Here is a 21,277-nt window from a genome sequence, read left to right on the forward strand (position 1 = left end):
CGCGCAAGTCGATTTACCCCGCCAAATACGCCGGCCGCACCCAAAAATACCCTGTCTTTGCAGCAAGCCTTTGAAACATAATTGAAATGTTTTTTTGAGCGAGAGAAAAAATATTTTGGCCGCCCTTGATAATCGGCGCGCCACAGGGAGGTTTTAAGGTTTTTTACCCTTAAACCGCCCCATGAAAATGAATTACCGCGGCAAATCGCGGTGAGTTAACGAGGCAGATCGCGGTGTAGATATGCGACTGATCTCGCATATAGCCATATAGTAATCCCGCCATATAGGTATATAGCTATGCGACTTGTCCCTCTATATAGACATAAGACATGCGCCGCCCCTCTCCCGCATATAGGGACGCCCCATCTCGCCATGCTGTCTCGCCCGCTGTTTTGGCGGCGCTCGTGCAATGCTTGCCCGACAGCGATTCTTCAGGCGAATGTTCGCCCATCTCTTCAGTAGTCAGTTATTCAGCCGGCTTTCTTCCAGTATCCATCCGGCAGCCTTTTCTGCGATCATCAGCGTCGGACTATTGGTATTGCCGCTTGTTATCGTAGGCATGATGCTCGCGTCTACAACCCTAAGCCCTTGCACCCCATAAACACGCAAATGCGGATCCACGACGGCCATGGCATCATCGGGACGGCCCATTTTCGCCGTTCCAACCGGGTGAAAAATCGTGCTTGCGATGTCGCCAGCCAGCCGGGCGAGCTCTTCGTCCGTCTGGAACTGGGTTCCCGGCTTGTGTTCGAATGGCTTGTACGAAGCCAAGGCGGGCTGGGAAACAATATTGCGTGTCACCCGCAGGGAGTCGGCCGCCACCTTGCGATCTTCCTCTGTACTTAAATAATTGGGCCGAATGGCGGGCGCATCTTCGTGTCGAGGACTCTGGATATGAACCGTGCCGCGGCTGGTGGGGTTGAGATTGCAGACACTGGCCGTGAAGGCATTGAAATGATGCAATGGGTCGCCGAACGCCTCCAGACTGAGTGGCTGTACGTGGTACTGGAGATTGGGGTAAGGGCGAGAGGGGTCGCTGCGCGTGAACGCCCCCAACTGGGAGGGCGCCATGCTCATGGGGCCGCTGCGCTTGAACGCATACTCCAGGCCGATCATGGCCTTGCCCCACAGGCTGGCCGCCAGCATATTCAGCGTCTTGACACCCTCCACTTTGTAGACCGTGCGTATTTGCAGATGGTCCTGCAAGTTGGCGCCCACGCCGGGTTTATCCAGCACAACGTCAATGCCGTGCTTTTGCAGCAGGGGAGCGGGTCCGATACCCGAGCACTGCAGCAACTGGGGCGTACCAATACTGCCCGCAGCGAGAATCACCTCTCGGCGCACGCGCACATGCTGCTTGCGGCCATTGCGAACAACATCGACGCCTTTGCAGGCCAGCTCGCCGTCCGGGCGGCGAACGAGATCAAGCTTTGTAACGTGGCTGTCTGACCAAAGCGAAAAATTGGATCTTCCCATGCAAATGGGCCGCAGAAATGCCTTGGCGGCATTCCAGCGCCAACCGTTCTTCTGATTGACCTCAAAATAGCCCACCCCTTCATTCATGCCGGTATTGAAGTCGTCGGTCGGCGGGATGCCGGCCTGTTCGGCTGCCTGGGCGAAGGCATCGAGAATGTCCCAATGCAAACGCTGCTTTTCGATGCGCCATTCGCCCCCACCGCCGTGAAAGCGCGAAAACGTGCTGTCACCCCCTGAGCCCAACCCGGCCGCATCCGGGCCTGAGGGATCCAGGAGGTGGTCCGCCCTCGAGGTGCCTGCCGGCGCAGCGATCTCTGTTGACGCGCCCACCGCCGACGACGCCCGCGCTGACCTCGCCTTCTCTGCGGCCGAGGTGGACGACATATTATCCATGCGGTAATGACTTTCGTGCTTCTTGAAGTCGGCCAGGCTGCTCTCCCAGGACCAGGCAGGCTCGCCCGTTTCTTTGGCCCAGCCGTCGTAGTCGCGGGCCTGGCCCCGCATATAGATCATGCCGTTGATGCTGGAACACCCGCCCAGCGTTTTGCCACGCGGATAGCGCAAGGAGCGGCCGTTCAGCCCAGGCTCGGGCATGGTGCTGTAGAGCCAGTCTGTGCGCGGATTGCCGATGCAATAAAGATAGCCGACCGGGATGTGTATCCAGTGATAGCTGTCGTTGCCGCCGGCCTCGATGAGCAGCACACGATAAGCGGACCTTGCGCTGAGGCGATTGGCCAACAGGCAGCCGGCCGTGCCGGCGCCGACAATGATGTAGTCAAACTCCAGATCCGACATTGTTGTGCTCGTCTTCATGATTTTCTCCAGCAACCTAGATTATCAGGTGCATCATCAAAAATCCATGTGAGGCGCATACCCAGCCCTTATCGCGTTTAGCGTGCGCACGCGGCAATCACAAGCGCCGGGGCGAATGCCACCATAGGCCTGGACGCATGCACGCCCGACGCCAACCCCGTGGCCTACACCGGTATCTCGGTAATTTCCTTGATCCGCTGCAAGGTAAAGCTTGAGCGCATATCCACCACGGCGGGATGCTGCATGAGCTTGTCCATGGCGAAGCTGGAGAATCTGGCGAGGTCTTCCACCTGCACTCGCAACAGATAATCCATGTCGCCAGACATGGCATAGCACTCGACAACCTCGGGCCAATGCTGCACATCCCGGGCGAAATCGGACATGGAAGCATGACTGGATCTCAAAACCTTGTTCAGGCGTATCGACACATAGGCCATCAACTTGAGCCCTACTTTCTCAGGATCGACCAGCGCAACGTAATTCCTGATATAGCCCGCTTCTTCCAGCCTGCGCACCCGGCGCAGACAAGGGCTGGGAGACAGCGACACCTTTTCTGCGAGATCTTGATTGCTGAGCCTGCCGTTGCGCTGCAATTCGGCAAGAATGCGCCTATCTGTCCGGTCAAGTTCATTTTGAGACATATTCCACCCTGATTTGTTTATATATAGCTATTTAATAGCTCGAATATGCCTTTCTAGCGCCATTTTTGCAATCTCTTGCCCCCTGATTTTTCTTAAAATTTACTGTTCAAGGCCGGGATGCAAGAAAATATCCATGCGCCGCACAACGCCCTGAGTAATCCAGGGCGCATCTGTCTATCGATATTGACGTCAAGCACACTGACGCAGTACTTGTTACTGGAGCGAGCTATGAACACTTCTTTCACTCCCTGGGATAATCCCATGGGCACAGCAGGTTTTGAATTCATCGAGTACACGGCGCCAGATCCCGTTGCGTTGGGCAAAGTTTTCGAAACGCTGGGCTTCAAGGCGATTGCCCGCCATCGCAACAAGGATGTGACGCTCTACCGTCAAGGCGGCATCAATTTTCTTATCAACGCCGAACCGGATTCCTTTGCACAGCGCTTTGCCCGCCTGCACGGCCCTTCTATCTGTGCCATCGCTTTTCGCGTCGAAGATGCGGCTCAAGCCTACAAACGCGCATTGGAACTGGGCGCGTGGGGTTTTGACTCGGGCAGCGGCCCCATGGAACTGAATATTCCGGCCATCAAAGGCATTGGCGACTCGCTCATTTATCTGGTGGATCGCTGGCGCGGCAAGAATGGTCATGGCGGCATCGGTAATATCAGCATCTACGACGTAGACTTCGAACCCATAGACAAGACATCCGCCGAGGCTGATCTGGGCTATAAGGGCGCGGGACTTTCACTGGTGGATCACCTGACACATAACGTGCACAAAGGTCGCATGGCTGAATGGGCCGAGTTCTACGAACGCCTCTTCAATTTCCGCGAAGCGCGTTATTTCGACATCGAGGGCAAGGTAACAGGGGTGAAGTCCAAGGCCATGACATCGCCTTGCGGCAATATACGCATCCCCATCAACGAAGAAGGCACTGAAGAAAAAGGCCAAATACAGGAATATCTGGATCTGTACCGTGGAGAAGGCATTCAGCATATTGCGCTGGCAACGGACAATATCTACGAAACCGTGGAACAGTTGAAGGCCGGCGGTCTGACTTTTCTGGATACGCCGGAAACCTATTACGAGCTGCTCGACCGGCGCTTGCCCAATCACGGCGAGGATGTTGCGCGCCTGCAGAAGAATCGCATTTTGCTGGACGGCGCGCCCGACGGTGGATTGCTGCTGCAGATCTTTACCGAGAATCAGATCGGGCCGATATTCTTCGAGATCATCCAGCGTAAAGGCAATGATGGATTTGGCGAGGGTAATTTCAAAGCACTGTTCGAATCCATTGAGCTGGACCAAATGCGGCGTGGTGTCGTGAAATCGGTCGACTGACGTCTTTTTCGGCCCCGGCCGCACCGGGGCCTATAATCCCTCGTTCATCCAAATAACCAATATGGACAACAGGCGCTTCATTCAAGCGCAACATGCTTGCCAAGAGAGGGACTATGCGAGGCAGTTATCCTGTGATTTTGTTGCAGCGCTGCTGGCGCATGTTCATGACCGTCGCCAAACTCATGGTGCCGGTCATGCTGGTGGTTCATCTGGCGGATCAGTTTGGCCTGGTCGCCCTTGCCGGCCAATGGATCGCGCCGGCGATGTCTTTGCTGAACCTACCACCCGAGGCAGGTATTATCTGGGCTACCACGGTGTTCACCGGCATCTTTGGGGGAATCGCCACCCTTGCCACCCTGGCGCCCTCTCTGGACATGACCTCCGCGCAGCTCAGCGCGCTCTGCGCAATGATGCTGTTTTCACATGCCATCCCGGTAGAACAGGCCATTGTGCGGAAGGCGGGCGCCAGTTTCTGGGCCACCGCCGCCTTGAGGCTGGGAACGGCCGTTTTCTATGGCGGAATGGTGTCGTGGGCAAGCCAATGGACTGGCGTGCTGGACTCACGCATTTCTTTTGAATGGATGACCACGTCAGCGTTCGCCGCGGGCGCAGCGCCCAGCGGCATCGTGGCGTGGATGGCGTCCACCGCCTACTCGATGTTCCTGGTGTTCGTGATCATCACGATTTTGGCGGCCGCCCTGGATGCCCTGGAACGGTTGGGCGTGACGCGCCGCATCACGGCAGCCATGATGCCGCTGCTCAAGTTCTCGGGGCTGAATGCGCAGGTCGCCCCGGTAACAACTGTGGGAGTATTGCTGGGCCTGACCTATGGCGGCGCGCTCATCATTGAAGAAGCCAAGAAACAGAATTTTTCCGCGCGCACGCGGTTTCTGGCCTTGTCCTGGCTGTCGTTGTCACACTCTCTGATCGAGGACACGCTGCTCGTTCTGGCGCTGGGGGCCAATATCTGGGTGGTACTGGTCGGCAGAGTGATCCTGACGTTGTTGATTGTGGCAGCCCTGGCCAATCTTACGAACAGTGGAGACTGGCGTGTCGCCGGCTCGGCAGCACGCCAATCCTGAACGCTTCAGGCGGCGAGCAGGCTGGCGTAGCGCTTGCGAAACTTGGCCAGCTTGGGTGAAATGACCGCCTGGCAATAACCTTGCGTAGGATTGCGCGCATAGAAGTTGTGATGGTATTGCTCGGCCGGCCAGAACAGCGCAGCGTCCAGCAGGCGTGTCGCAACGGGCTCTTCCAATTGTTGCGCAACCGCGTCGATCACCTTTTGCGCGGTTTCTTTCTGAGCTGCATTCTGGCAAAAAATGGCGGATGCGTACTGCGGGCCAACGTCTGCACCCTGCCTGTCGACGGTGGTGGGATCATGCGTTGCAAAAAATACCTGCAACAGGGTTTCGAGGTCGATGATGTTCGGGTCGAATTCCACGCGCACGACTTCGATGTGCCCCGTCTGCTTGCCACATACCTGTTCGTAACTGGGGTTGTCGACATGGCCGCCGGCATAGCCGGGGGTAACCTGGAGCACGCCACGCAGCGGCAGGAAAACAGACTCGGTGCACCAGAAACAGCCGCCACCGAGCATCACAGTTTCAGACATGATCATTCCTTTATAGTTAGCGCTCATTCCTGGGTGCAGGTTCCGCAATGGCCTGCGCCTGTGTTTCAGGCCTGGAAAGCGACAGTATCCAGTCTGCCAGAAATTGGGCATCTGATTGGTTTACCTGCGTTTGGGCTGGCATGGGCACCGCTCCCCAACTGCCACGGCTGCCGCTGCGTATAACGGTGGCCAGATGTTCCTGCGCGCCGGCGATGGGCGCGAAGCGCTCGGCAATGGCCGCGAACGGCGGGCCTACGCGTTTTTTGTCAACCTGATGACAGCCCAGACAATTGTTTGCCCTTGCCAGTTCAAGACCGGTGGTTTGGGCGGCAAGGGCGATCGCTGACCCTTGACCCGCCAAGGCCGCCAGGCCAAGAAACATTACTGAAAACCTCAAAAACATGAACTAGACCTCGATACTTGCATACATGCGCATCAGGTATTATCGACGATATTCGGTCAACAGGACGACAACCCACCATGCTTCAGTATCCCCAATTTGATCCTATTGCGTTACAGATAGGCCCTATCGCCGTGCATTGGTACGGGCTCATGTACCTGATCGGCTTTGCGCTGGTGTGGGTGCTGGGCCGCTGGCGGATCCGCAACGGCAAGACCACGCTCACGCTGAGGGACCTCGAAGACATCATTTTTTATTGCGTGCTGGGCGTGGTGATTGGCGGCAGGCTCGGCTACGTGCTGTTTTACAAGCCAGGGGATTATCTCGCCAATCCGATCGAAATCTTCTACGTATGGCAAGGGGGTATGTCATTCCATGGCGGCCTGATCGGCGTGATCATCGTGCTGCTGATCTTCGCCCGCAACCGGGGCAGAAAGCTGCTCGAGATCGGCGACTTCGTTGCTCCACTGATTCCGCTTGGCCTGGCCGCGGGCAGGCTGGGCAACTTCATCAACGGAGAACTATGGGGCCGCCCCACGTCTTTGCCTTGGGGAATGGTGTTCCCTCAAACCAATGACAGCATTGCGCGCCATCCCTCGCAATTGTACGAAATGGGCCTGGAAGGTTTTGCGTTGTTTGCGCTGGTGTGGTGGTTCGCCCGCAAACCCAGGCCAGTCGGGCAGGTGAGTGCCGTGTTTCTGATGGGATATGGCCTCTTCAGATTTCTGGTCGAGTTCACCCGCGAGCCGGATTATTTTCTCGGCCTGCTCGCGGGCGGCCTCACCATGGGGCAACTGCTGTCGTTACCGATGATTGTTGTCGGTGCCGTTATTTTTTATCTGAGCGCAAAAAAATCGAACCACGTACCGACACCGTAACCATTTCGGTGCCGGATTCCAGTGGCACCTTGGCCTGGCTGCCTGCCATGGCCATGGCGCGCGGGGCTGCCGATTCGTATCGCGCCCCCGCGCCGCCCAGATCGATTTCCTTGATATCGTAGCCGGCGTAACCGAAGGCGTCGGTCAGCGCTTGCGCACGATCACGAAAAGCCTGCGCAGCCTGCTCCAGCAGCGCTGCTTCTTTCTGCGCACGTACCTTGGGCGACACCGAGAATACGAGATTGGCAATCGGCATGCGATCGCTCAATGACGACGCAATATCGGAGGCAGCAGCAAAATCGGTGGACTCCAGAATGATTTCGCCGCGGCCACGCCAGTTGGTGATCTGGCCATCCCGATCATTCATTGGCCAGACATGATAATTGCCTGAGCTGATTTTGATCTTGTCGTTGGCGCCGACCTTGTCCTTGGCTTGCTGCATGACCTCTTCCAGTGTTTTGCTCAATGCCTGCGCAACCGCGGACTGTGTCGCGTCGCTGACCTCAGTCGCCAGGGTGATGCGCACCGTATCCTGCGATATTTCCGCGACAGCTTCGGCCTGCAGCGACGCCTGCGGCCATTTCTGATGGCGCTCCACGCGCTGTTGACCAGACCCGCCCTCGTGAGCATATGCGGGCAGCGCAAGTGCCGCAGAGCAGGCGGCCAGGGCCACGGCTAACACCCAATTACTTTTCTGCCTGGAAAGATACATATTCATCCCTCGTAAAGGAAAAAGCTCGTCCGAAGACGAGCTTTTTTGGAAATGCCCCGCATGTGCCGTCTAGGCCGGCATCCTGGAACCTGAGGTTCAAGGTGGTCGCCTTCAGTCAAGCTTCGGGTTCTCCACCGAGGTGGAGATCTCTCCTACTTGTCAATCCAGCAACCTTATGCCAATAGCATTGGTTCAAGGAATGTATGGCCAGGTCACGAACACGGCAGGGACAAACGGTTGGGCGCCCACAAAAGCAAACACCCCAAAACGATGCAGCAAGCTGCTTATTGAATGGCGCCGAGTTAAATCAGCGAGATTGTTGAACAACCGGCTGGACTTGGTCAAGCATGTCGTTCATGGCATCAATTTTACGCTTGAAATCGCCAAGTGCAACTCCACCGAGCGGACCATCGGGTGCGCGCATGGATAAAAGCTCGTTAGCGATCTGTATAGCGGCCATAACTGCTATACGCTCATTGCTGGTTACTTTGCCGGAACCCTTGACGCCCAGCATGCGCTGGTCGACATGACGTACCGCAGCCAGCAGAGCGTCTTTTTCCGACGGAGGGCATGCCAGGGAGTAGTCACGGCCCAAAATGGAGACATCGATGCGTTCCATGGCTTTACTCCTGCGCTGCGCCGGGCAGGCGCATCAAGATTGAGTCGATTTGTGTGCGCGCCTTGTCTGCCGCACCGCGAAGGCGAGACGAATCATTTTGACTGGCCTGCAGCTGCTGCCTGATGGTTTCGTAGTCGGCCTTGTAGCGGACGACATCCTGCTGCAGCTGAGACTGGGCGGCCAAGGCCTCGGCACGCAGCGCTTCGAGCTGCGTTTCGTGGTCGGCGCTGACTTCTGCGACAGAAGCGATTTCGGCTTCGCGAAGCTGTAATTGATCGCGCAAGACGTCGCGCTCTTGCTCAAGGCTTTTGAGGCGCGCCTGCATGGCAGCGCGTTCGCCCTGCAATTGCTGAGTGAACTGCACTAATTGCCCGATGCGGGCTGCGAGGGAGTCAAGATCTTGCAACATGGGCGTTATCGTAAACCATCCAGACTGAGCATGGGGTGTAAAAATGAAAAGCTATCATAACCTTTCATGGCTCTTTCCAGTACCTTTCATTATTCTTTCATTTTCCATACCTCCAGCTATTTTTATCGACCTCGTTATCAAAAAAACACCCGCTTCGGGGGTAAACCCTGAACGACTGCGGGGAAATCGGGGTTTTCAGCCCCCCATGTGTCCATTACCATTTCTCACCTTTTAAGCCCTCACCATTGCCACGCATGTTCCGCAGGCGGTGACCAAGAGAGCCTGAAAAATTCAATCGAAAAAGCCATAAGGGAGAATTCGCCAACATGCAGCTCAAAAATCAACAGGACTTCTGGTCGGGGGTGATGTTCATTGCCTTGGGTGCCGGATTCGCGTTGGGTGCAACAAATTATTCGATGGGCACCGCAGCGCGCATGGGACCGGGTTACTTTCCTTTCTGGCTCGGCATCTGTCTGGCCGTGCTTGGCGTAGTGGTGGCGCTGGGCGGAATATCCAGCAAAGCGACCGAAGCCAAACTGGAAAAATTTGACTACAAAATAGCAATCATCGTGATTGGTTCAGTCGCGCTGTCAGGCAGCCTGCTTGATTACCTGGGCGTATATGTCACTGTCTTCCTGCTGGTCGTCATGAGCAGTTTTGCCAGTCACGAATTCAGCTGGAAAATCGCGATCATTACCGCCGTCGGTCTTGTCGCATTTGTCTGGCTGGCCTTTATCAAGGGGCTTGGTCTGATTTTTCCGCTGTGGCCCAGCTTTATCGGAAACTGAGGGAATATAAGAAATGGAAATTTTTGAACATTTGGCCCTCGGCTTTTCGGTTGCGCTAACGATCGAAAATCTCGCGTATTGCTTGCTGGGCTGTTTGCTTGGCACGCTGATTGGTGTGCTACCTGGCATCGGCCCGGTTCCCACTATCGCCATGCTGCTGCCTATTACCTATGTGTTGCCGCCCGTGGCCGGCCTGATCATGCTGGCAGGTATTTATTACGGCGCTGCCTATGGCGGATCCACCACGGCAATTCTTGTTGCCTTGCCCGGTGAGACGTCCGCAGTGGTGACCGTTCTGGATGGCCACCAGATGGCGCGCAATGGGCGCGCCGGGGCTGCCCTGGCCATTGCTGCCCTGGGTTCGTTCTTTGCAGGCTGCGTAGCCACTGTCGTGATTGCAGGCTTCGCGCCACCGCTGGCGGAGGTTGCCTTCAAGTTTGGCCCTGCCGAGTACTTCTCGCTGATGGTGCTGGGCCTGATCGGGGCCGTGGTGCTGGCCTCTGGCTCGTTGCCCAAGGCCATCTGCATGATTCTGCTGGGTCTGTTGCTGGGTATGGTGGGCACCGACGTGAACTCGGGCGTTGCGCGCTACGACTTCGGCATCCCTGAATTGCAGGACGGTATCGACTTCGCTGTCGTCGCGATGGGCGTGTTCGGCTTTGCCGAAATCATGGCCAATCTGGAATTGCGCGACCAGCGCGTGGACATCACCGGCAAGGTTGGCACGCTGTATCCGAACAAGCAGGAATTCAAAGAAGCATGGCCCGCCGTTGTTCGTGGAACAGCAATCGGCTGCGCGCTCGGTATTCTTCCTGGTGGCGGTGCGGTGCTGTCGTCGTTTGCTTCCTACACCGTTGAGAAAAAGGTCTCCAAGAACCCCGAGCGTTTCGGCAAGGGGCACCCCGCCGGTCTGGCAGGCCCAGAATCCGCCAACAACGCAGGGTCGCAGGCGTCCTTTATCCCGCTGCTCACACTGGGTATTCCCGGCAACGCCGTGACAGCGCTGATGATCGGCGCGATGACCATCCACAATATTCAGCCTGGCCCCCAGGTGATGACCAGTCACCCTGATCTGTTCTGGGGTCTGATTGTTTCGATGTGGATCGGCAACCTGATGCTGGTGATTCTGAACCTGCCGCTGGTCGGCTTGTGGGTCAAGCTGCTTAAAGTGCCTTATCGCATTCTGTTCCCGGCCATTCTGGTGTTCTGCACGATCGGTGTGTATTCATTGAACTACAACGTGTTCGATATCTGGATGACGGCGGCTTTTGGTCTGATCGGCTACATCTGGGCAAAGCTCAAGTGCGAAGGCGCCCCGCTGCTGCTCGGCCTGGTGCTCGGCCCCATGATGGAAGAAAACTTCCGCCGGGCCCTGCTGCTGGCACGAGGCGACTACACGACCTTTGTCACGCGCCCGCTCTCGCTGTCGCTGCTGGTCATGGCGCTGATCCTGGTGGTGCTCGTTGCGCTGCCCTCGGTCAAGAAAAAACGCGAAGAAGCTTTCGTCGAGGAAGACTGAAGCAACACCGCCCGGTGGCCCGCCAGGGCCTCGGGCGCAGCGTCGTACGCCGCTGGATCGCGTCCGGAAACCACTGCTCAGGCGGTGGTTTTTTTTACAAGCACAACAGTAAACTGCCTCGGCGCCTTGCGGCAACGTGCTGAAGCTTTACGTTTGGGCATCACGTCAAAACGCCATCGGTTAATCTATAAGGCGTCGCAGACGATTACGCATTGCAGTTTTCTATGGAGATACACACTATGGCTTCCATCAATGCCAGAGATTACGAACCCCAACCCTCAAAGCGCACGGCCTTTCTCGGCATGGGTGTCATGGGATTCCCCATGGCCGGCCATCTGGCCAAAGCAGGCCATCAGGTCACCGTCTACAACCGCACGTTCTCCAAGGCGCAGGCCTGGGCCAAAGAGTTCGGCGGCGACGCCGCCCGCACGCCCCGCGAGGCAGCCAAGGATGCAGACGTGGTTTTCTGCTGCGTGGGCAACGATGATGACCTGCGCAGCGTCGTACTGGGTGACGATGGGGCGCTGGCAGGCATGAAGGCCGGCGCGATCTTTGTCGACCACACGACCGCTTCGGCCGAGGTGGCGCGCGAGCTGCACAAAGAGGCCGCCAGCCGCCAGATAGGTTTTGTCGATGCGCCGGTGTCCGGCGGCCAGGCGGGTGCCGAAAACGGCAAGCTTACGGTGATGTGTGGTGGCGAGCAGGCGCACTTTGATGTTGTTCGTCCACTGGCATTTAACTTCGCCCAGGCAGTAACCTTGCTCGGCGGACCGGGCGCCGGCCAGCTCTGCAAAATGGTCAACCAGATCTGCATCGCCGGCCTGGTCCAGGGCCTGTCCGAAGCGATCGCCTTTGGTGAGGCTGCCGATCTGGATATGAACCAGGTGCTGCAGGTGATCAGCAAAGGGGCGGCGCAAAGCTGGCAAATGGAAAATCGCGGCAGTACCATGGTCGAAGACAAATTTGACTTTGGTTTTGCGGTGGACTGGATGCGCAAGGATCTGGGGCTGGTCATGGATGAAGCCCGCCGTAATGGCGCGCGCGTGCCCGTAACGGCGCTGGTGGACCAGTTTTACGCCGATGTGCAGAAGATGGGAGGAAATCGCTGGGATACGTCCAGCCTCATCAAGCGGCTGCGCTAGGCGAATCCAGGGCTCGGAAGGGGCAGGCAGATCCTGCCCTGCCCACTGACCGACAACGTGTTCCACCCGCAAGCCGTCTTGCCGCCTCGTTCCACGACAGCCCTGCACGCGGAAACAGGGCGCGCCGCTATGTCTTGTGGCGAGGCAAGCGCAGCATGGCGCAAAGGCCCACCCCGCCCCCCGGCGAGGCATCCCCATCGCTCAGCACGATGGTACCGCGGTTGCGCTCGGCATAAGCCAGCGCAATGGCCAATCCCAGTCCAGAACCGCTGCCCCGCGCGCCTTTTCGCGCCGGACCGCCGCGGTCGAAGCGTACAAACACACTTTCTCTGAATGAAGGGTCCAGGCCCACCCCGTTGTCGCACACGCTGATCCAGGCATAGTCGTCTTCAAGGCCGGACGAGACGGTAATCGTGCTGCCATCGCCTGCGTGATTGATGGCGTTGTGCACCAGATTGGCGACTGCCTCGTGAATTTCGGCGTCGCTGGCCAGCACCCATACACCAGAAGAAATACCGCCGCCGTTATCCCTGCAATCTATCCACCCGAGATCCTGACGCCGCTCGCGCGCCAGCGGGAGATACTGCAACACTACCTCGCGCGCCAGAACGTTGAGATCCAGCCTTGCCTGGGGTGTGACATCTTTGCGGCTGGCGTGTGCGAGCGACAGCAGTTGCTCAGTGAGGCGGGAGGTCTGGCCCAGCTGGCGGATAATGGCCTCGAGGCTTTCGCGAACGCGTCCTATGTCAGGCTCGCGTTTGGCATATTGCGCTTGCGTTCGCATGATGGCCAAGGGAGTGCGCAACTGGTGGGAGGCATCGGCCAGGAACTGCGCCTGCTTGTCGAGCACCTGCCGATACAATTCGATGTGGTGATTGACCGCTCGCACCAGCGGAACAATTTCCCGGGGCACTTGCTCGACATCAAGCGGCGTCAGGTCGTCCACATCGCGGGCCTTGATCTCCCGCCGCAGCTCAACCAGTGGCCGCAGCGCCCACTCCACGCTGAACCACACCAGCAGCACTGCCAGAATCAGCATGCGGCCATCCCGAAACAGCCCTTGCCGCCAAGCGTCCTGTTGCGTGCGCAGGCGCATGTCGACGCTCTCGCCGACCATGATCAACACCTGTTTGTGCAAGCCTTCGTAATACAGGTCTCGCCACAAGGCAACCATGCGAACTTCGTCGTTACGATAAATTGCCGTGTAAAAAACCGGCATGCTTTCGTTGTCGGCCAATGCAGGCGGCCTCGGCAGCCCGCGCATGCCTATCATCGTGCGCCCATTGATCTGCTGCCCTGCAACACCCGCAAGATTGAGCAACGGCGGATCAATCTCCTCTACACGGAAATACTTGCGATTGCCGGCCCGAGATTCCAGCATAACCTGCGCATAAAAGGGCGGGTCGATGCGCAGACTGCCATCGCTATTGAACTCGACGCTGGTCTCGAGCACCTTGGCAGGCTCGAGCAAGGCGCTGTCATAGACCTGCTGCGTAACCTTACTGACGGCCTTGTAGTCGTTCCAGCTGTCGATCAACAGCAAGGCGATGGTGCCTGGTATGAGCAATACCAGCAGCCAGAAGTGCATGCTGCCCCGCGGCTTGCGGGTTAGGCGGACCATGCCTGCGTCGCCAGAACGGAAAGGCATGCGACAGGCATCATGGCGCGATCACGATGAGCCATCGATACCTTCCAGCATATAGCCCAAGCCTCTTACAGTCACGATACGCACATCGCTGCCTGTGAGTTTTTTTCGCAGGCGATGCAATACGACCTCGATGGCATCCAGGCTGGTCTCGCTGTCGTGATCGAAGACGCGGCTGTAGAGCTGGCTTTTCTCGACAGGCGCACCACTACGGGTGATGAGCACGGCAAGCGCTGCCTGTTCCCGAGGCGTCAGATGCAGCAAGGATCCATCAAGCGAAAAGGCGCGGCTTTCGCTGTCGTAGACGAGCGTACCGCAACGCATGTGCAATGTCTTGCGGCTGCGGCTGCGCCTGACAAGCGCCGTCAGCCGGGCTTCGAGTTCCTCCAGGGCAAAGGGCTTGGTGAGAAAGTCGTCCGCCCCCAGATTGAGCCCGCGCACGCGATCCTGCAGCGCGCCTTGCGCCGTCAGGATCAGGACGGGCGTGACGTCGCCGCGATTGCGCATTTCGCGCAACAGCACCAGCCCGTGCTTGTCCGGAAGCCGCAGATCCATGATGACCGCGTCGTATGCGTTTTCGGCCAGCATGTGCTCCGCCGTGGCCGCATCGAACGCGGGCTCTGGCAGAAAGCCGCTTTGCGCAAGCGCGCGCTCAAGCCAGGCGGACATATCCCGCTCGTCTTCAACCAGCAGTACGCGCATGTGGCTTGCCGTTAGTTAACAACGCCCGCTGGTGCTGCACGCGCTGACGCAGATAACGGGACTCGTGACCGCGCCTGAACAGAATGTTGGCCAGCTCGTTCAGCGCGAGGGTGTAGACTTCGCGTTTGAACTCGATCACGACATCCAAGGGCACCCAGTAGGGGCTCCAGCGCCAGGCATCGAACTCGGGGCTGTCGCTGGCCCTGAGGCTGACGTCGGAGTCGCGACCCAGCATCCGCAGCAGAAACCAGATTTGTTTCTGTCCTTTATAGTGGCCACGCGATTCGCGCCGAATAAAATTATTCGGTACGTTATAGCGCAGCCAATCACGCGTCCGGCCTAATATGCGAACATGCTCTGGCAGCAGCCCGACTTCTTCGTGGAGCTCGCGGAACATGGCCTGTACCGGACTTTCCCCGTACTTGATGCCCCCTTGGGGGAATTGCCAAGCGTGCTCACGGATACGTTTACCCCAGAATACCTCGTTCTTTTGATTTACGAGGATAATGCCGACATTAGGACGGTAGCCTTCTCGGTCCAGCATGGGCCACCTCAAGCGAATTCAATACAATTACCACTGATTATACGTATCTGCAGAGATCCTCACCATGCATGCAAGCAAGTATCACATCAACACACTAAAAGAAGCACCCGCAGAAGCCGAAGTCGTGAGCCACCAGCTCATGACGCGGGCCGGAATGATCCGGAAAGCGGCTGGGGGCATATACACCTATATGCCCCTGGGCCTCAGGGTTCTCCACAAGATCGAAGCCATCGTGCGCGAAGAAATGAACCGCGCCGGCGCCATTGAGCTGCTGATGCCAGTGGTGCAGCCTGCCGAGCTCTGGGTGGAGTCCGGTCGCTGGGAACAATACGGCGCCGAACTGTTGCGCATGAAGGACAGGCATCAGCGCGATTTCGTGCTCCAGCCCACATCCGAAGAGTTGATCACGGACATCGCGCGCAACGAAATCCACAGTTGGCGCCAGTTGCCGCTGAATTTTTATCATATCCAGACCAAGTTCCGCGATGAACGCCGCCCTCGCTTCGGGCTGATGCGCGGACGCGAGTTCACCATGAAGGACGCTTATTCCTTCGACCGCGACGAAGCCTCTGCGCAGGCCAGCTACGACGCCATGTACGATGCCTATATGCGCATTTTCACGCGCCTGGGCCTGGAATTCCGAGCCGTGGCCGCGGATACGGGCGCCATAGGCGGCTCACGCAGCCATGAGTTTCAGGTGATTGCAGATACCGGAGAAGATCTGATTGTCTACAATCCGGACTCTGCCTATGCGGCGAACATCGAGCTTGCCGAAGCGCCTTGCCTGCTGAACGAGCGCGCGGCACCGGCAGGGGCGCTGGTCAAAGCGGCGACGCCCGACGCGCCCAAGTGCGAACTGGTTGCGGCGCAACTCGAGCGCCCGCTGTCCGACACGGTTAAGTCTATCGTGCTGGCCACCGAGAACGCGGATGCGCCGGGATCAGCGACGATCTGGCTGCTCCTGCTGCGGGGCGACCATGAACTCAATGAAATCAAGGCCAGCAAGATTCCAGGGCTGGACGCCGGCTTCCGGTTTGCCACCGAAGCCGAAATCCTCGATACCTTCGGCTGCGTGCCGGGCTATCTCGGCCCCGTCAATCCTGTGCGCCCGATCACTATCGTCGCGGACCGTACCGTAGCCCACATGAGTGATTTCATCTGTGGCGCAAACGAGGAAGGTTTCCACTACACGGGCGTGAACTGGGGAAGAGATCTGCCTGAACCCGTCGTTGCAGACCTTCGCAACGTCGTGGCGGGCGACCCGGATCCTCAGGGTGGCCATTTGGCCATACAACGCGGTATCGAGGTCGGGCACGTGTTTTTCCTGGGCGACAAGTACTCCAAGGCCTTGAACGCCACCTTTCTGGAAACGGACGGCAAACCCGCCGTGATGCAAATGGGCTGCTACGGCATCGGCATCAGCCGCATCGCCGCAGCCGCCATCGAGCAGAACCACGACGCAAAGGGCATCATCTGGCCACGCGCCATCGCACCCTATGAAATTGTCATCTGTCCCATGGGCTGGCATAAAAGTGAAACGGTTCGCAACACGGCCGAAAGCCTGTACAAAGCATTGTCGGAAAAAGGCGTGGATGTCATGCTTGACGATCGCGACACCCGGCCTGGCATCATGTTCGCCGACTGGGAGTTGATTGGGGTACCGCTGCGCATTACCGTCGGCGACCGGGGGCTCAAGGATGGCGTGGTTGAGATCCAGACGCGGCGCCAGGACGAGGCAGCCAGGGTCGCTGTAGAATCAGCAGCCCAGTACGCGCTGGAACAACTAGAATTGCTGTAGTCGTCCGGTAGCCCGGCCGGGCTGGGCGCTGGCCGGGCTACTGTCACACCACTTAACGAAACTCATGTCGACAGATACACGGGCGATGCCTTTCCAGATGGATATTCGCGTATATTACGAGGACACCGATGCCGGTGGCGTCGTCTACTACGCCAATTACCTGAAGTTCTTTGAACGCGCCAGGACAGAATGGCTACGCCAGCTTGGTATCAATCAATCGGAACTTGCCGCAAGGGAACATCGTATATTTGTTGTCAAGGATGTTGAATTACACTATCGCAAGCCGGCAAGGCTCGACGACCTGCTTGCCCTGCGCAGCGCAGTTACCCGTGTTGGCCCCGCTTCGATACGCTTCAGGCAATCCGCCATGTGCGGTGGGGAACTGTTGTGCGAAAGCAATATCCAAGTCTGTTGCGTCGACGTCGATACGCTGCGGCCAACCCCTTTCTCTACTGAATTAAGAACCCTACTGGAAAAGGCCAAGAATTAACCATGCAAGCTTCTAGCGACCTTTCGTTGCTTACCCTGGTCACCCATGCCAGCGTACCGGTTCAGCTCGTCATGCTGCTATTGCTGGGCATTTCCGTGCTGTCCTGGACCTACATTTTCAGCAAGTATACGGCGCTCAAGCGCGCAAACGACCAGACACGCCGCTTCGAAGACGACTTCTGGGCGGGCGGCGATCTCACCGTGCTGCAACAGGCCGTGGCGTCGCGCCGCGCAGAGCACGGTGCGCTGGCCCGTATCTTCGATGCCGGCATGACAGAATTCATCAAGGCGCGCCGCGGCGCCGCCAGCAACGATGCCATACTGGACGGTCCCCGCCGGGCCATGCGCGCGGCTTACCAGCGCGAAATGGACGGCCTGGAATCCCATCTGAACTTCCTGGCATCCGCAGGCTCAGTCAGCCCGTACATAGGCTTGCTGGGTACTGTTTGGGGGATCATGCATGCCTTTATCGGGCTGTCTTCCATGCAGCAGGCAACCCTGGCCGCCGTGGCGCCCGGTATTGCAGAGGCGCTGATCGCAACCGCCATTGGCCTTTTCGCGGCCATCCCTGCCGTGATCGCCTATAACCGATACACCAACGAAATCGACAGGCTGTCGCTGCGGTTCGACAGCTTTGTCGACGAATTCCTCAATATTCTCCAACGGCAGGTGCGCTGATGCCATCCGTTCGCGGCACGTCAGGCCGCTCCCGCCGCCTGAAAAATGATATCAACGTCGTTCCCTACATCGACGTTATGCTGGTGCTGCTGGTCATTTTCATGGTCACAGCCCCGATGATCACACCTGGTCTCATCGAGCTGCCGACCGTCGGCCAGGCCTCCGAAGTCCAGAGCAAACCCGTGGAAGTCCAGCTGGACAAGGATGGCATTACGTCCATACGCGTTCGCGATGCCGGCGCCGACTTCCAGCAGATCAACAGCGAGAATCTGGTCGCCGAGGTTCAGTCGCTTATTACGGCTGATACACCCGTGGTAATCTCGGCCGACGGCCGTGTGCCCTATGAAACCGTCATGAAGGTCATGGACGAACTGCGCAGCGCCGGCGTCAGCAGGCTGGGGCTGCTGGTCGATCAGAAGTCGGCCCCCAATGCCCAGCAATGAAGCCGAAACATAACCGCAACGTCAAGAAACGCATACGCACACCCGAGCAGCGCGACGATCGTCGCGGCCTCGGGTTTGCCGTCGGTATACATGCCGCCCTGATTTTGCTGATGCTGGCAGGGCTGGTTTCGTCCCCCAAGACACCCAACCCGGTGCAGGTCGAGCTATGGGCAGAAGGCACCACGCGAACCGCGGCTGAGCCAGAAACCCAGCCAGAACCCGATGTGGTCGAAGAGCCTACGCCCCCGGAGCCGGAACCCGAGGTAGAGCCGGAGCCCGAGCCGGAACCTCAACCCCAGGCAACCCCGCCTCAGCCCCAAGAGCCGCCCACGCCTCCTGCGGAGCCCCAGACGCAGCCTGCGCCGCCTCCCGAGCCCGAGGTCGATCCCGACATCGCGCTCGAAGAAGCACGCAAGAAACGCGAAAAGCAAGAAGAGGAAGAGCGCAAGGCTGCCCAATTGGCTGCCGAACAACAGGCCAAGGAAGAGGCTGAACGCAAAGCCGCCGAGAAGGCTGCGGCGGAAAAAGCGGCGGCAGAGAAAGCCGAGGCCGAGCGAAAAGCCGAAGAGGCAGCGCAGAAAAAGGCCGAGGCCGAAGAAAAAGCACGCCAGGAAAAGGAAGCTGCGGCGCTGGCTGCGGCCAAAGCCGCCGCGGAAAAGGCCGAGGCTGAAGAAAAAGCCAAGGAAGAAGCCGCCAAAAAAGCCGCGGCAGAGAAAGCCGCCGCTGAAAAGGCTGCGGCGGAAAAAGCGGCGGCAGAGAAAAAGGCCAAGGAAGAGGCGGCCAAGAAGGCTGCCGCAGAAAAAGCCGAGGCTGAAAAGAAAGCCAAGGAAGAAGCCGCCAAAAAGGCAGCGGCAAAAGCCGCGGCCGAGAAAAAGGCCAAAGAAGAAGCCGCCAAGAAGGCTGCTGCAGAGAAAGCGGCGGCTGCCAAGCGGGAAGCACTGCGCCAAGCCATGCGCAGCGACGCCTTGGGCGCGGCGGGCATTGCGGGCGGCACCGCGGATCGCAACCAGGCCGGCGGCGGTGGTGGCGATGGCGGCTATGCCGCAAAGGTCAGGGCATGTGTGCGTCCTGGCGTTATCTACAACGTCCCGCCGCGCCGTTCCGCCAACCCCACGGTAAAATATCAGGTACAACTGAACTCGGACGGCACCGTAAAGAATGTAAGCATCAGGCGTTCCTCGGGTATTCCCGGCTTTGACGATGCCGTGAGGAAAGGCCTCCAGGCCTGCTCGCCCTTCCCCAAACCGCCGTCAGGCAAGTATCCTTCGGAAATCGAGGGCGACTATCGGATGTACGATTAAGGAGATACCAGTTATGGCAGTTGTCACTTCACTAAAACGCGCCCCCATGCGCAACTGGAAGGCAATCGCCTGCGGGTTGCTGATGGCTGCGACCGGGCTGCTTGCGGGCCGCAGCGCGCAGGCGCAGTTACGGGTAGACATCTCCGGCGTCGGAGCCACCCAATACCCCATCGCCATCGCTGACTTCGCCGGCGATGCGCACGGACAAGCGATTGCCGAAGTCATTCGGGCTGACCTGACCCGCTCCGGGCAGTTCAAGCTCATCAACGCAACAGGCGCCAATCTGGACGTCAACAGCAGCATCGCCTTTGACGACTGGCGCAACCGGGGCGCCGATTACCTCGCCTACGGCTCGATTACACAGTCCGGGGGCCAGTACAACGTCAACTACCGGCTGGTGGATTCCGTCCGGCGCACTCAGATGGATGGCGTCGCCTTCTCGGGCACCGAAAAGGAGCTCCGACGCATTTCGCATCAAATCGCAGACCGCATCTATGAAAAAATCACTGGCGTAAGGGGTGTTTTTTCAACCCGTATCGCGTATGTGTTGCAGACCGGCAACACTTATGAGTTACAAATTGCTGACGCTGACGGCCAGAATCCACAGGTGATGTTGCGTTCAAAACAGTCGATCATCTCGCCTGCATGGTCCCCCGACGGCACGCGTCTTGCCTACGTCAGCTTCGAGCTGGGCAAGCCTGTGGTCTATGTCCAAACCCTTGCCTCAGGCCAGCGGGTGCCGCTTGCGAACTTCAAAGGCAACAACAGCGCGCCTGCGTGGGCACCCAATGGTCAGCAACTGGCGCTGGTGCTGTCGCGCGACGGTATCTCCCAAATCTATACCATAGGGGCGGATGGGTCCGGGCTGCGTCGCATCATGCGCTCTCCCCTGATCGATACCGAGCCGCAATTTACGGCCGACGGCGGCTCTTTGATCTTCACCAGCGATCGTGGCGGCAACCCCCAGATATATAAAGTTGCTGTCGGTGGCGGCGATGCACAGCGCCTGACCTTTAACGGGAGTTACAATATCTCACCCGCCCTATCGCCAGATGGAAACAAGCTGGTGTACGTTACAAGAAGAGATGGTGCATTCCGTATTGCATTACAGGACATGGGGGCAGGCTCTGAACAACTGCTTACTGCCGGTCCCGATGACGAGTCGCCCAGTTTTGCGCCTAACGGAATGCAAATCCTCTATAGTTCCGTACAAGGCGGTCGTAGTGTATTGGCCGTCACTTCTGTAGATGGTCGAGTGCGCCAAACGCTTTCGGCTCTCAATGGCAAGGTACGTGAACCGACGTGGGGACCATTTACAAATTAG

22 protein-coding genes and 1 other RNA gene are annotated in these 21,277 nt (G+C 58.3%); 12 read left to right on the plus strand and 11 right to left on the minus strand.

Annotated features, from left to right (window positions below; all coding sequences use genetic code 11):
- Positions 1-462: 462 nt before the first annotated feature.
- Both ERE07_RS10070 and ERE07_RS10075 read right to left on the minus strand, forming a co-directional pair.
- Positions 463-2,271 carry a GMC family oxidoreductase gene (locus ERE07_RS10070; RefSeq protein WP_130008894.1) on the minus strand — a complete coding sequence of 603 codons (1,809 nt, stop codon included), beginning with the start codon at positions 2,269-2,271 and terminating at the stop codon, positions 463-465.
- Positions 2,272-2,453: 182 nt separating this feature from the next.
- The gene (locus tag ERE07_RS10075; RefSeq protein WP_130008702.1) at positions 2,454-2,930 is read right to left on the minus strand and encodes an Lrp/AsnC family transcriptional regulator; all 477 of its coding nucleotides are present in this window, start codon (positions 2,928-2,930) and stop codon (positions 2,454-2,456) included.
- A 228-nt stretch (positions 2,931-3,158) separates the two neighbouring features.
- Between ERE07_RS10075 and hppD the strand changes: the two genes are divergently transcribed.
- The gene (hppD, locus tag ERE07_RS10080; RefSeq protein WP_130008703.1) at positions 3,159-4,271 is read left to right on the plus strand and encodes a 4-hydroxyphenylpyruvate dioxygenase; all 1,113 of its coding nucleotides are present in this window, start codon (positions 3,159-3,161) and stop codon (positions 4,269-4,271) included.
- A 164-nt stretch (positions 4,272-4,435) separates the two neighbouring features.
- On the plus strand, positions 4,436-5,353 hold the full coding sequence (locus tag ERE07_RS10085) for a nucleoside recognition domain-containing protein (protein ID WP_245153612.1): 918 nt from the start codon (positions 4,436-4,438) through the stop codon (positions 5,351-5,353).
- 5 nt (positions 5,354-5,358) lie between these two features.
- Here the strand turns inward: ERE07_RS10085 and msrA are convergent, their stop codons facing one another.
- Positions 5,359-5,913, minus strand: a complete 555-nt coding sequence (gene msrA, locus ERE07_RS10090) for a peptide-methionine (S)-S-oxide reductase MsrA (protein ID WP_425330969.1) — start codon at positions 5,911-5,913, stop codon at positions 5,359-5,361.
- Positions 5,903-6,268: a c-type cytochrome gene (locus tag ERE07_RS10095; protein WP_425330970.1), complete on the minus strand. Its 366-nt coding sequence runs from the start codon at positions 6,266-6,268 to the stop codon at positions 5,903-5,905. The genes msrA and ERE07_RS10095 overlap by 11 nt, the downstream gene beginning before the upstream one ends.
- A 98-nt stretch (positions 6,269-6,366) precedes the next feature.
- Here ERE07_RS10095 and lgt point away from each other — a divergent pair, with 98 nt between their 5' ends.
- Positions 6,367-7,164: a prolipoprotein diacylglyceryl transferase gene (gene lgt / locus ERE07_RS10100; RefSeq protein WP_130008706.1), complete on the plus strand. Its 798-nt coding sequence runs from the start codon at positions 6,367-6,369 to the stop codon at positions 7,162-7,164.
- Here lgt and ERE07_RS10105 read toward each other — a convergent pair.
- From ERE07_RS10105 to ERE07_RS10120, 4 genes are all read right to left on the minus strand, one after another.
- Positions 7,115-7,876 carry an SIMPL domain-containing protein gene (locus tag ERE07_RS10105; protein ID WP_130008707.1) on the minus strand — a complete coding sequence of 254 codons (762 nt, stop codon included), beginning with the start codon at positions 7,874-7,876 and terminating at the stop codon, positions 7,115-7,117. The genes lgt and ERE07_RS10105 overlap by 50 nt on opposite strands.
- 49 nt (positions 7,877-7,925) lie before the next feature.
- Positions 7,926-8,109: non-coding RNA, 6S RNA (ssrS, locus tag ERE07_RS10110), on the minus strand.
- Between the two features lie 74 nt (positions 8,110-8,183).
- Positions 8,184-8,495, minus strand: a complete 312-nt coding sequence (locus tag ERE07_RS10115) for a cell division protein ZapA (protein WP_130008708.1) — start codon at positions 8,493-8,495, stop codon at positions 8,184-8,186.
- Positions 8,496-8,499: 4 nt separating this feature from the next.
- Positions 8,500-8,904 (minus strand): hypothetical protein, encoded by a 405-nt coding sequence (locus ERE07_RS10120; RefSeq protein ID WP_130008709.1) that lies wholly within the window; start codon positions 8,902-8,904, stop codon positions 8,500-8,502.
- A gap of 326 nt (positions 8,905-9,230) precedes the next feature.
- Here ERE07_RS10120 and ERE07_RS10125 point away from each other — a divergent pair, with 326 nt between their 5' ends.
- The 3 genes from ERE07_RS10125 (at position 9,231) to ERE07_RS10135 (ending at position 12,353) form a co-directional block, all read left to right on the plus strand.
- Entirely contained in the window at positions 9,231-9,692 is a 462-nt protein-coding gene (locus ERE07_RS10125; protein WP_130008710.1) for a tripartite tricarboxylate transporter TctB family protein, read from the plus strand.
- Positions 9,693-9,705: 13 nt separating this feature from the next.
- Positions 9,706-11,211, plus strand: a complete 1,506-nt coding sequence (locus ERE07_RS10130; protein WP_130008711.1) for a tripartite tricarboxylate transporter permease — start codon at positions 9,706-9,708, stop codon at positions 11,209-11,211.
- Between the two features lie 239 nt (positions 11,212-11,450).
- A complete protein-coding gene (locus ERE07_RS10135) occupies positions 11,451-12,353 on the plus strand; it encodes an NAD(P)-dependent oxidoreductase (protein WP_130008712.1) in 903 nt (300 codons plus the stop codon).
- A gap of 127 nt (positions 12,354-12,480) precedes the next feature.
- Here ERE07_RS10135 and ERE07_RS10140 read toward each other — a convergent pair whose 3' ends face one another.
- The 3 genes from ERE07_RS10140 to ERE07_RS10150 are packed head-to-tail and all read right to left on the minus strand — an operon-like array spanning position 12,481 to position 15,244.
- Positions 12,481-13,974 carry a sensor histidine kinase gene (locus ERE07_RS10140; protein ID WP_130008713.1) on the minus strand — a complete coding sequence of 498 codons (1,494 nt, stop codon included), beginning with the start codon at positions 13,972-13,974 and terminating at the stop codon, positions 12,481-12,483.
- Positions 13,975-14,022: 48 nt separating this feature from the next.
- Positions 14,023-14,700 carry a response regulator gene (locus tag ERE07_RS10145; protein WP_130008714.1) on the minus strand — a complete coding sequence of 226 codons (678 nt, stop codon included), beginning with the start codon at positions 14,698-14,700 and terminating at the stop codon, positions 14,023-14,025.
- The gene (locus tag ERE07_RS10150) at positions 14,681-15,244 is read right to left on the minus strand and encodes an RNA pyrophosphohydrolase (protein ID WP_130008715.1); all 564 of its coding nucleotides are present in this window, start codon (positions 15,242-15,244) and stop codon (positions 14,681-14,683) included. Before ERE07_RS10150 ends, ERE07_RS10145 begins: the two co-directional genes overlap by 20 nt.
- A 64-nt stretch (positions 15,245-15,308) precedes the next feature.
- Between ERE07_RS10150 and ERE07_RS10155 the strand changes: the two genes are divergently transcribed.
- The 6 genes from ERE07_RS10155 to tolB all read left to right on the plus strand — a co-directional run bounded on the left by ERE07_RS10155 (position 15,309) and on the right by tolB (position 21,277).
- Positions 15,309-17,042, plus strand: coding sequence for a proline--tRNA ligase (locus ERE07_RS10155; protein ID WP_130008716.1), 1,734 nt, complete (start codon positions 15,309-15,311; stop codon positions 17,040-17,042).
- 64 nt (positions 17,043-17,106) lie between these two features.
- A complete protein-coding gene (gene ybgC / locus ERE07_RS10160) occupies positions 17,107-17,532 on the plus strand; it encodes a tol-pal system-associated acyl-CoA thioesterase (protein ID WP_130008717.1) in 426 nt (141 codons plus the stop codon).
- A 2-nt stretch (positions 17,533-17,534) separates the two neighbouring features.
- Complete coding sequence (gene tolQ, locus ERE07_RS10165; protein ID WP_130008718.1) at positions 17,535-18,209, plus strand: protein TolQ; 675 nt, start codon at positions 17,535-17,537, stop codon at positions 18,207-18,209.
- Positions 18,209-18,652 (plus strand): ExbD/TolR family protein, encoded by a 444-nt coding sequence (locus tag ERE07_RS10170; RefSeq protein ID WP_130008719.1) that lies wholly within the window; start codon positions 18,209-18,211, stop codon positions 18,650-18,652. Before tolQ ends, ERE07_RS10170 begins: the two co-directional genes overlap by 1 nt.
- Complete coding sequence (tolA, locus tag ERE07_RS10175; RefSeq protein ID WP_130008720.1) at positions 18,649-19,953, plus strand: cell envelope integrity protein TolA; 1,305 nt, start codon at positions 18,649-18,651, stop codon at positions 19,951-19,953. The genes ERE07_RS10170 and tolA overlap by 4 nt, the downstream gene beginning before the upstream one ends.
- A gap of 46 nt (positions 19,954-19,999) precedes the next feature.
- Complete coding sequence (gene tolB, locus ERE07_RS10180) at positions 20,000-21,277, plus strand: Tol-Pal system beta propeller repeat protein TolB (protein WP_167670843.1); 1,278 nt, start codon at positions 20,000-20,002, stop codon at positions 21,275-21,277.

It is taken from the genome of Allopusillimonas ginsengisoli (assembly GCF_004153455.1).
GTDB lineage: Bacteria > Pseudomonadota > Gammaproteobacteria > Burkholderiales > Burkholderiaceae_B > Allopusillimonas > Allopusillimonas ginsengisoli.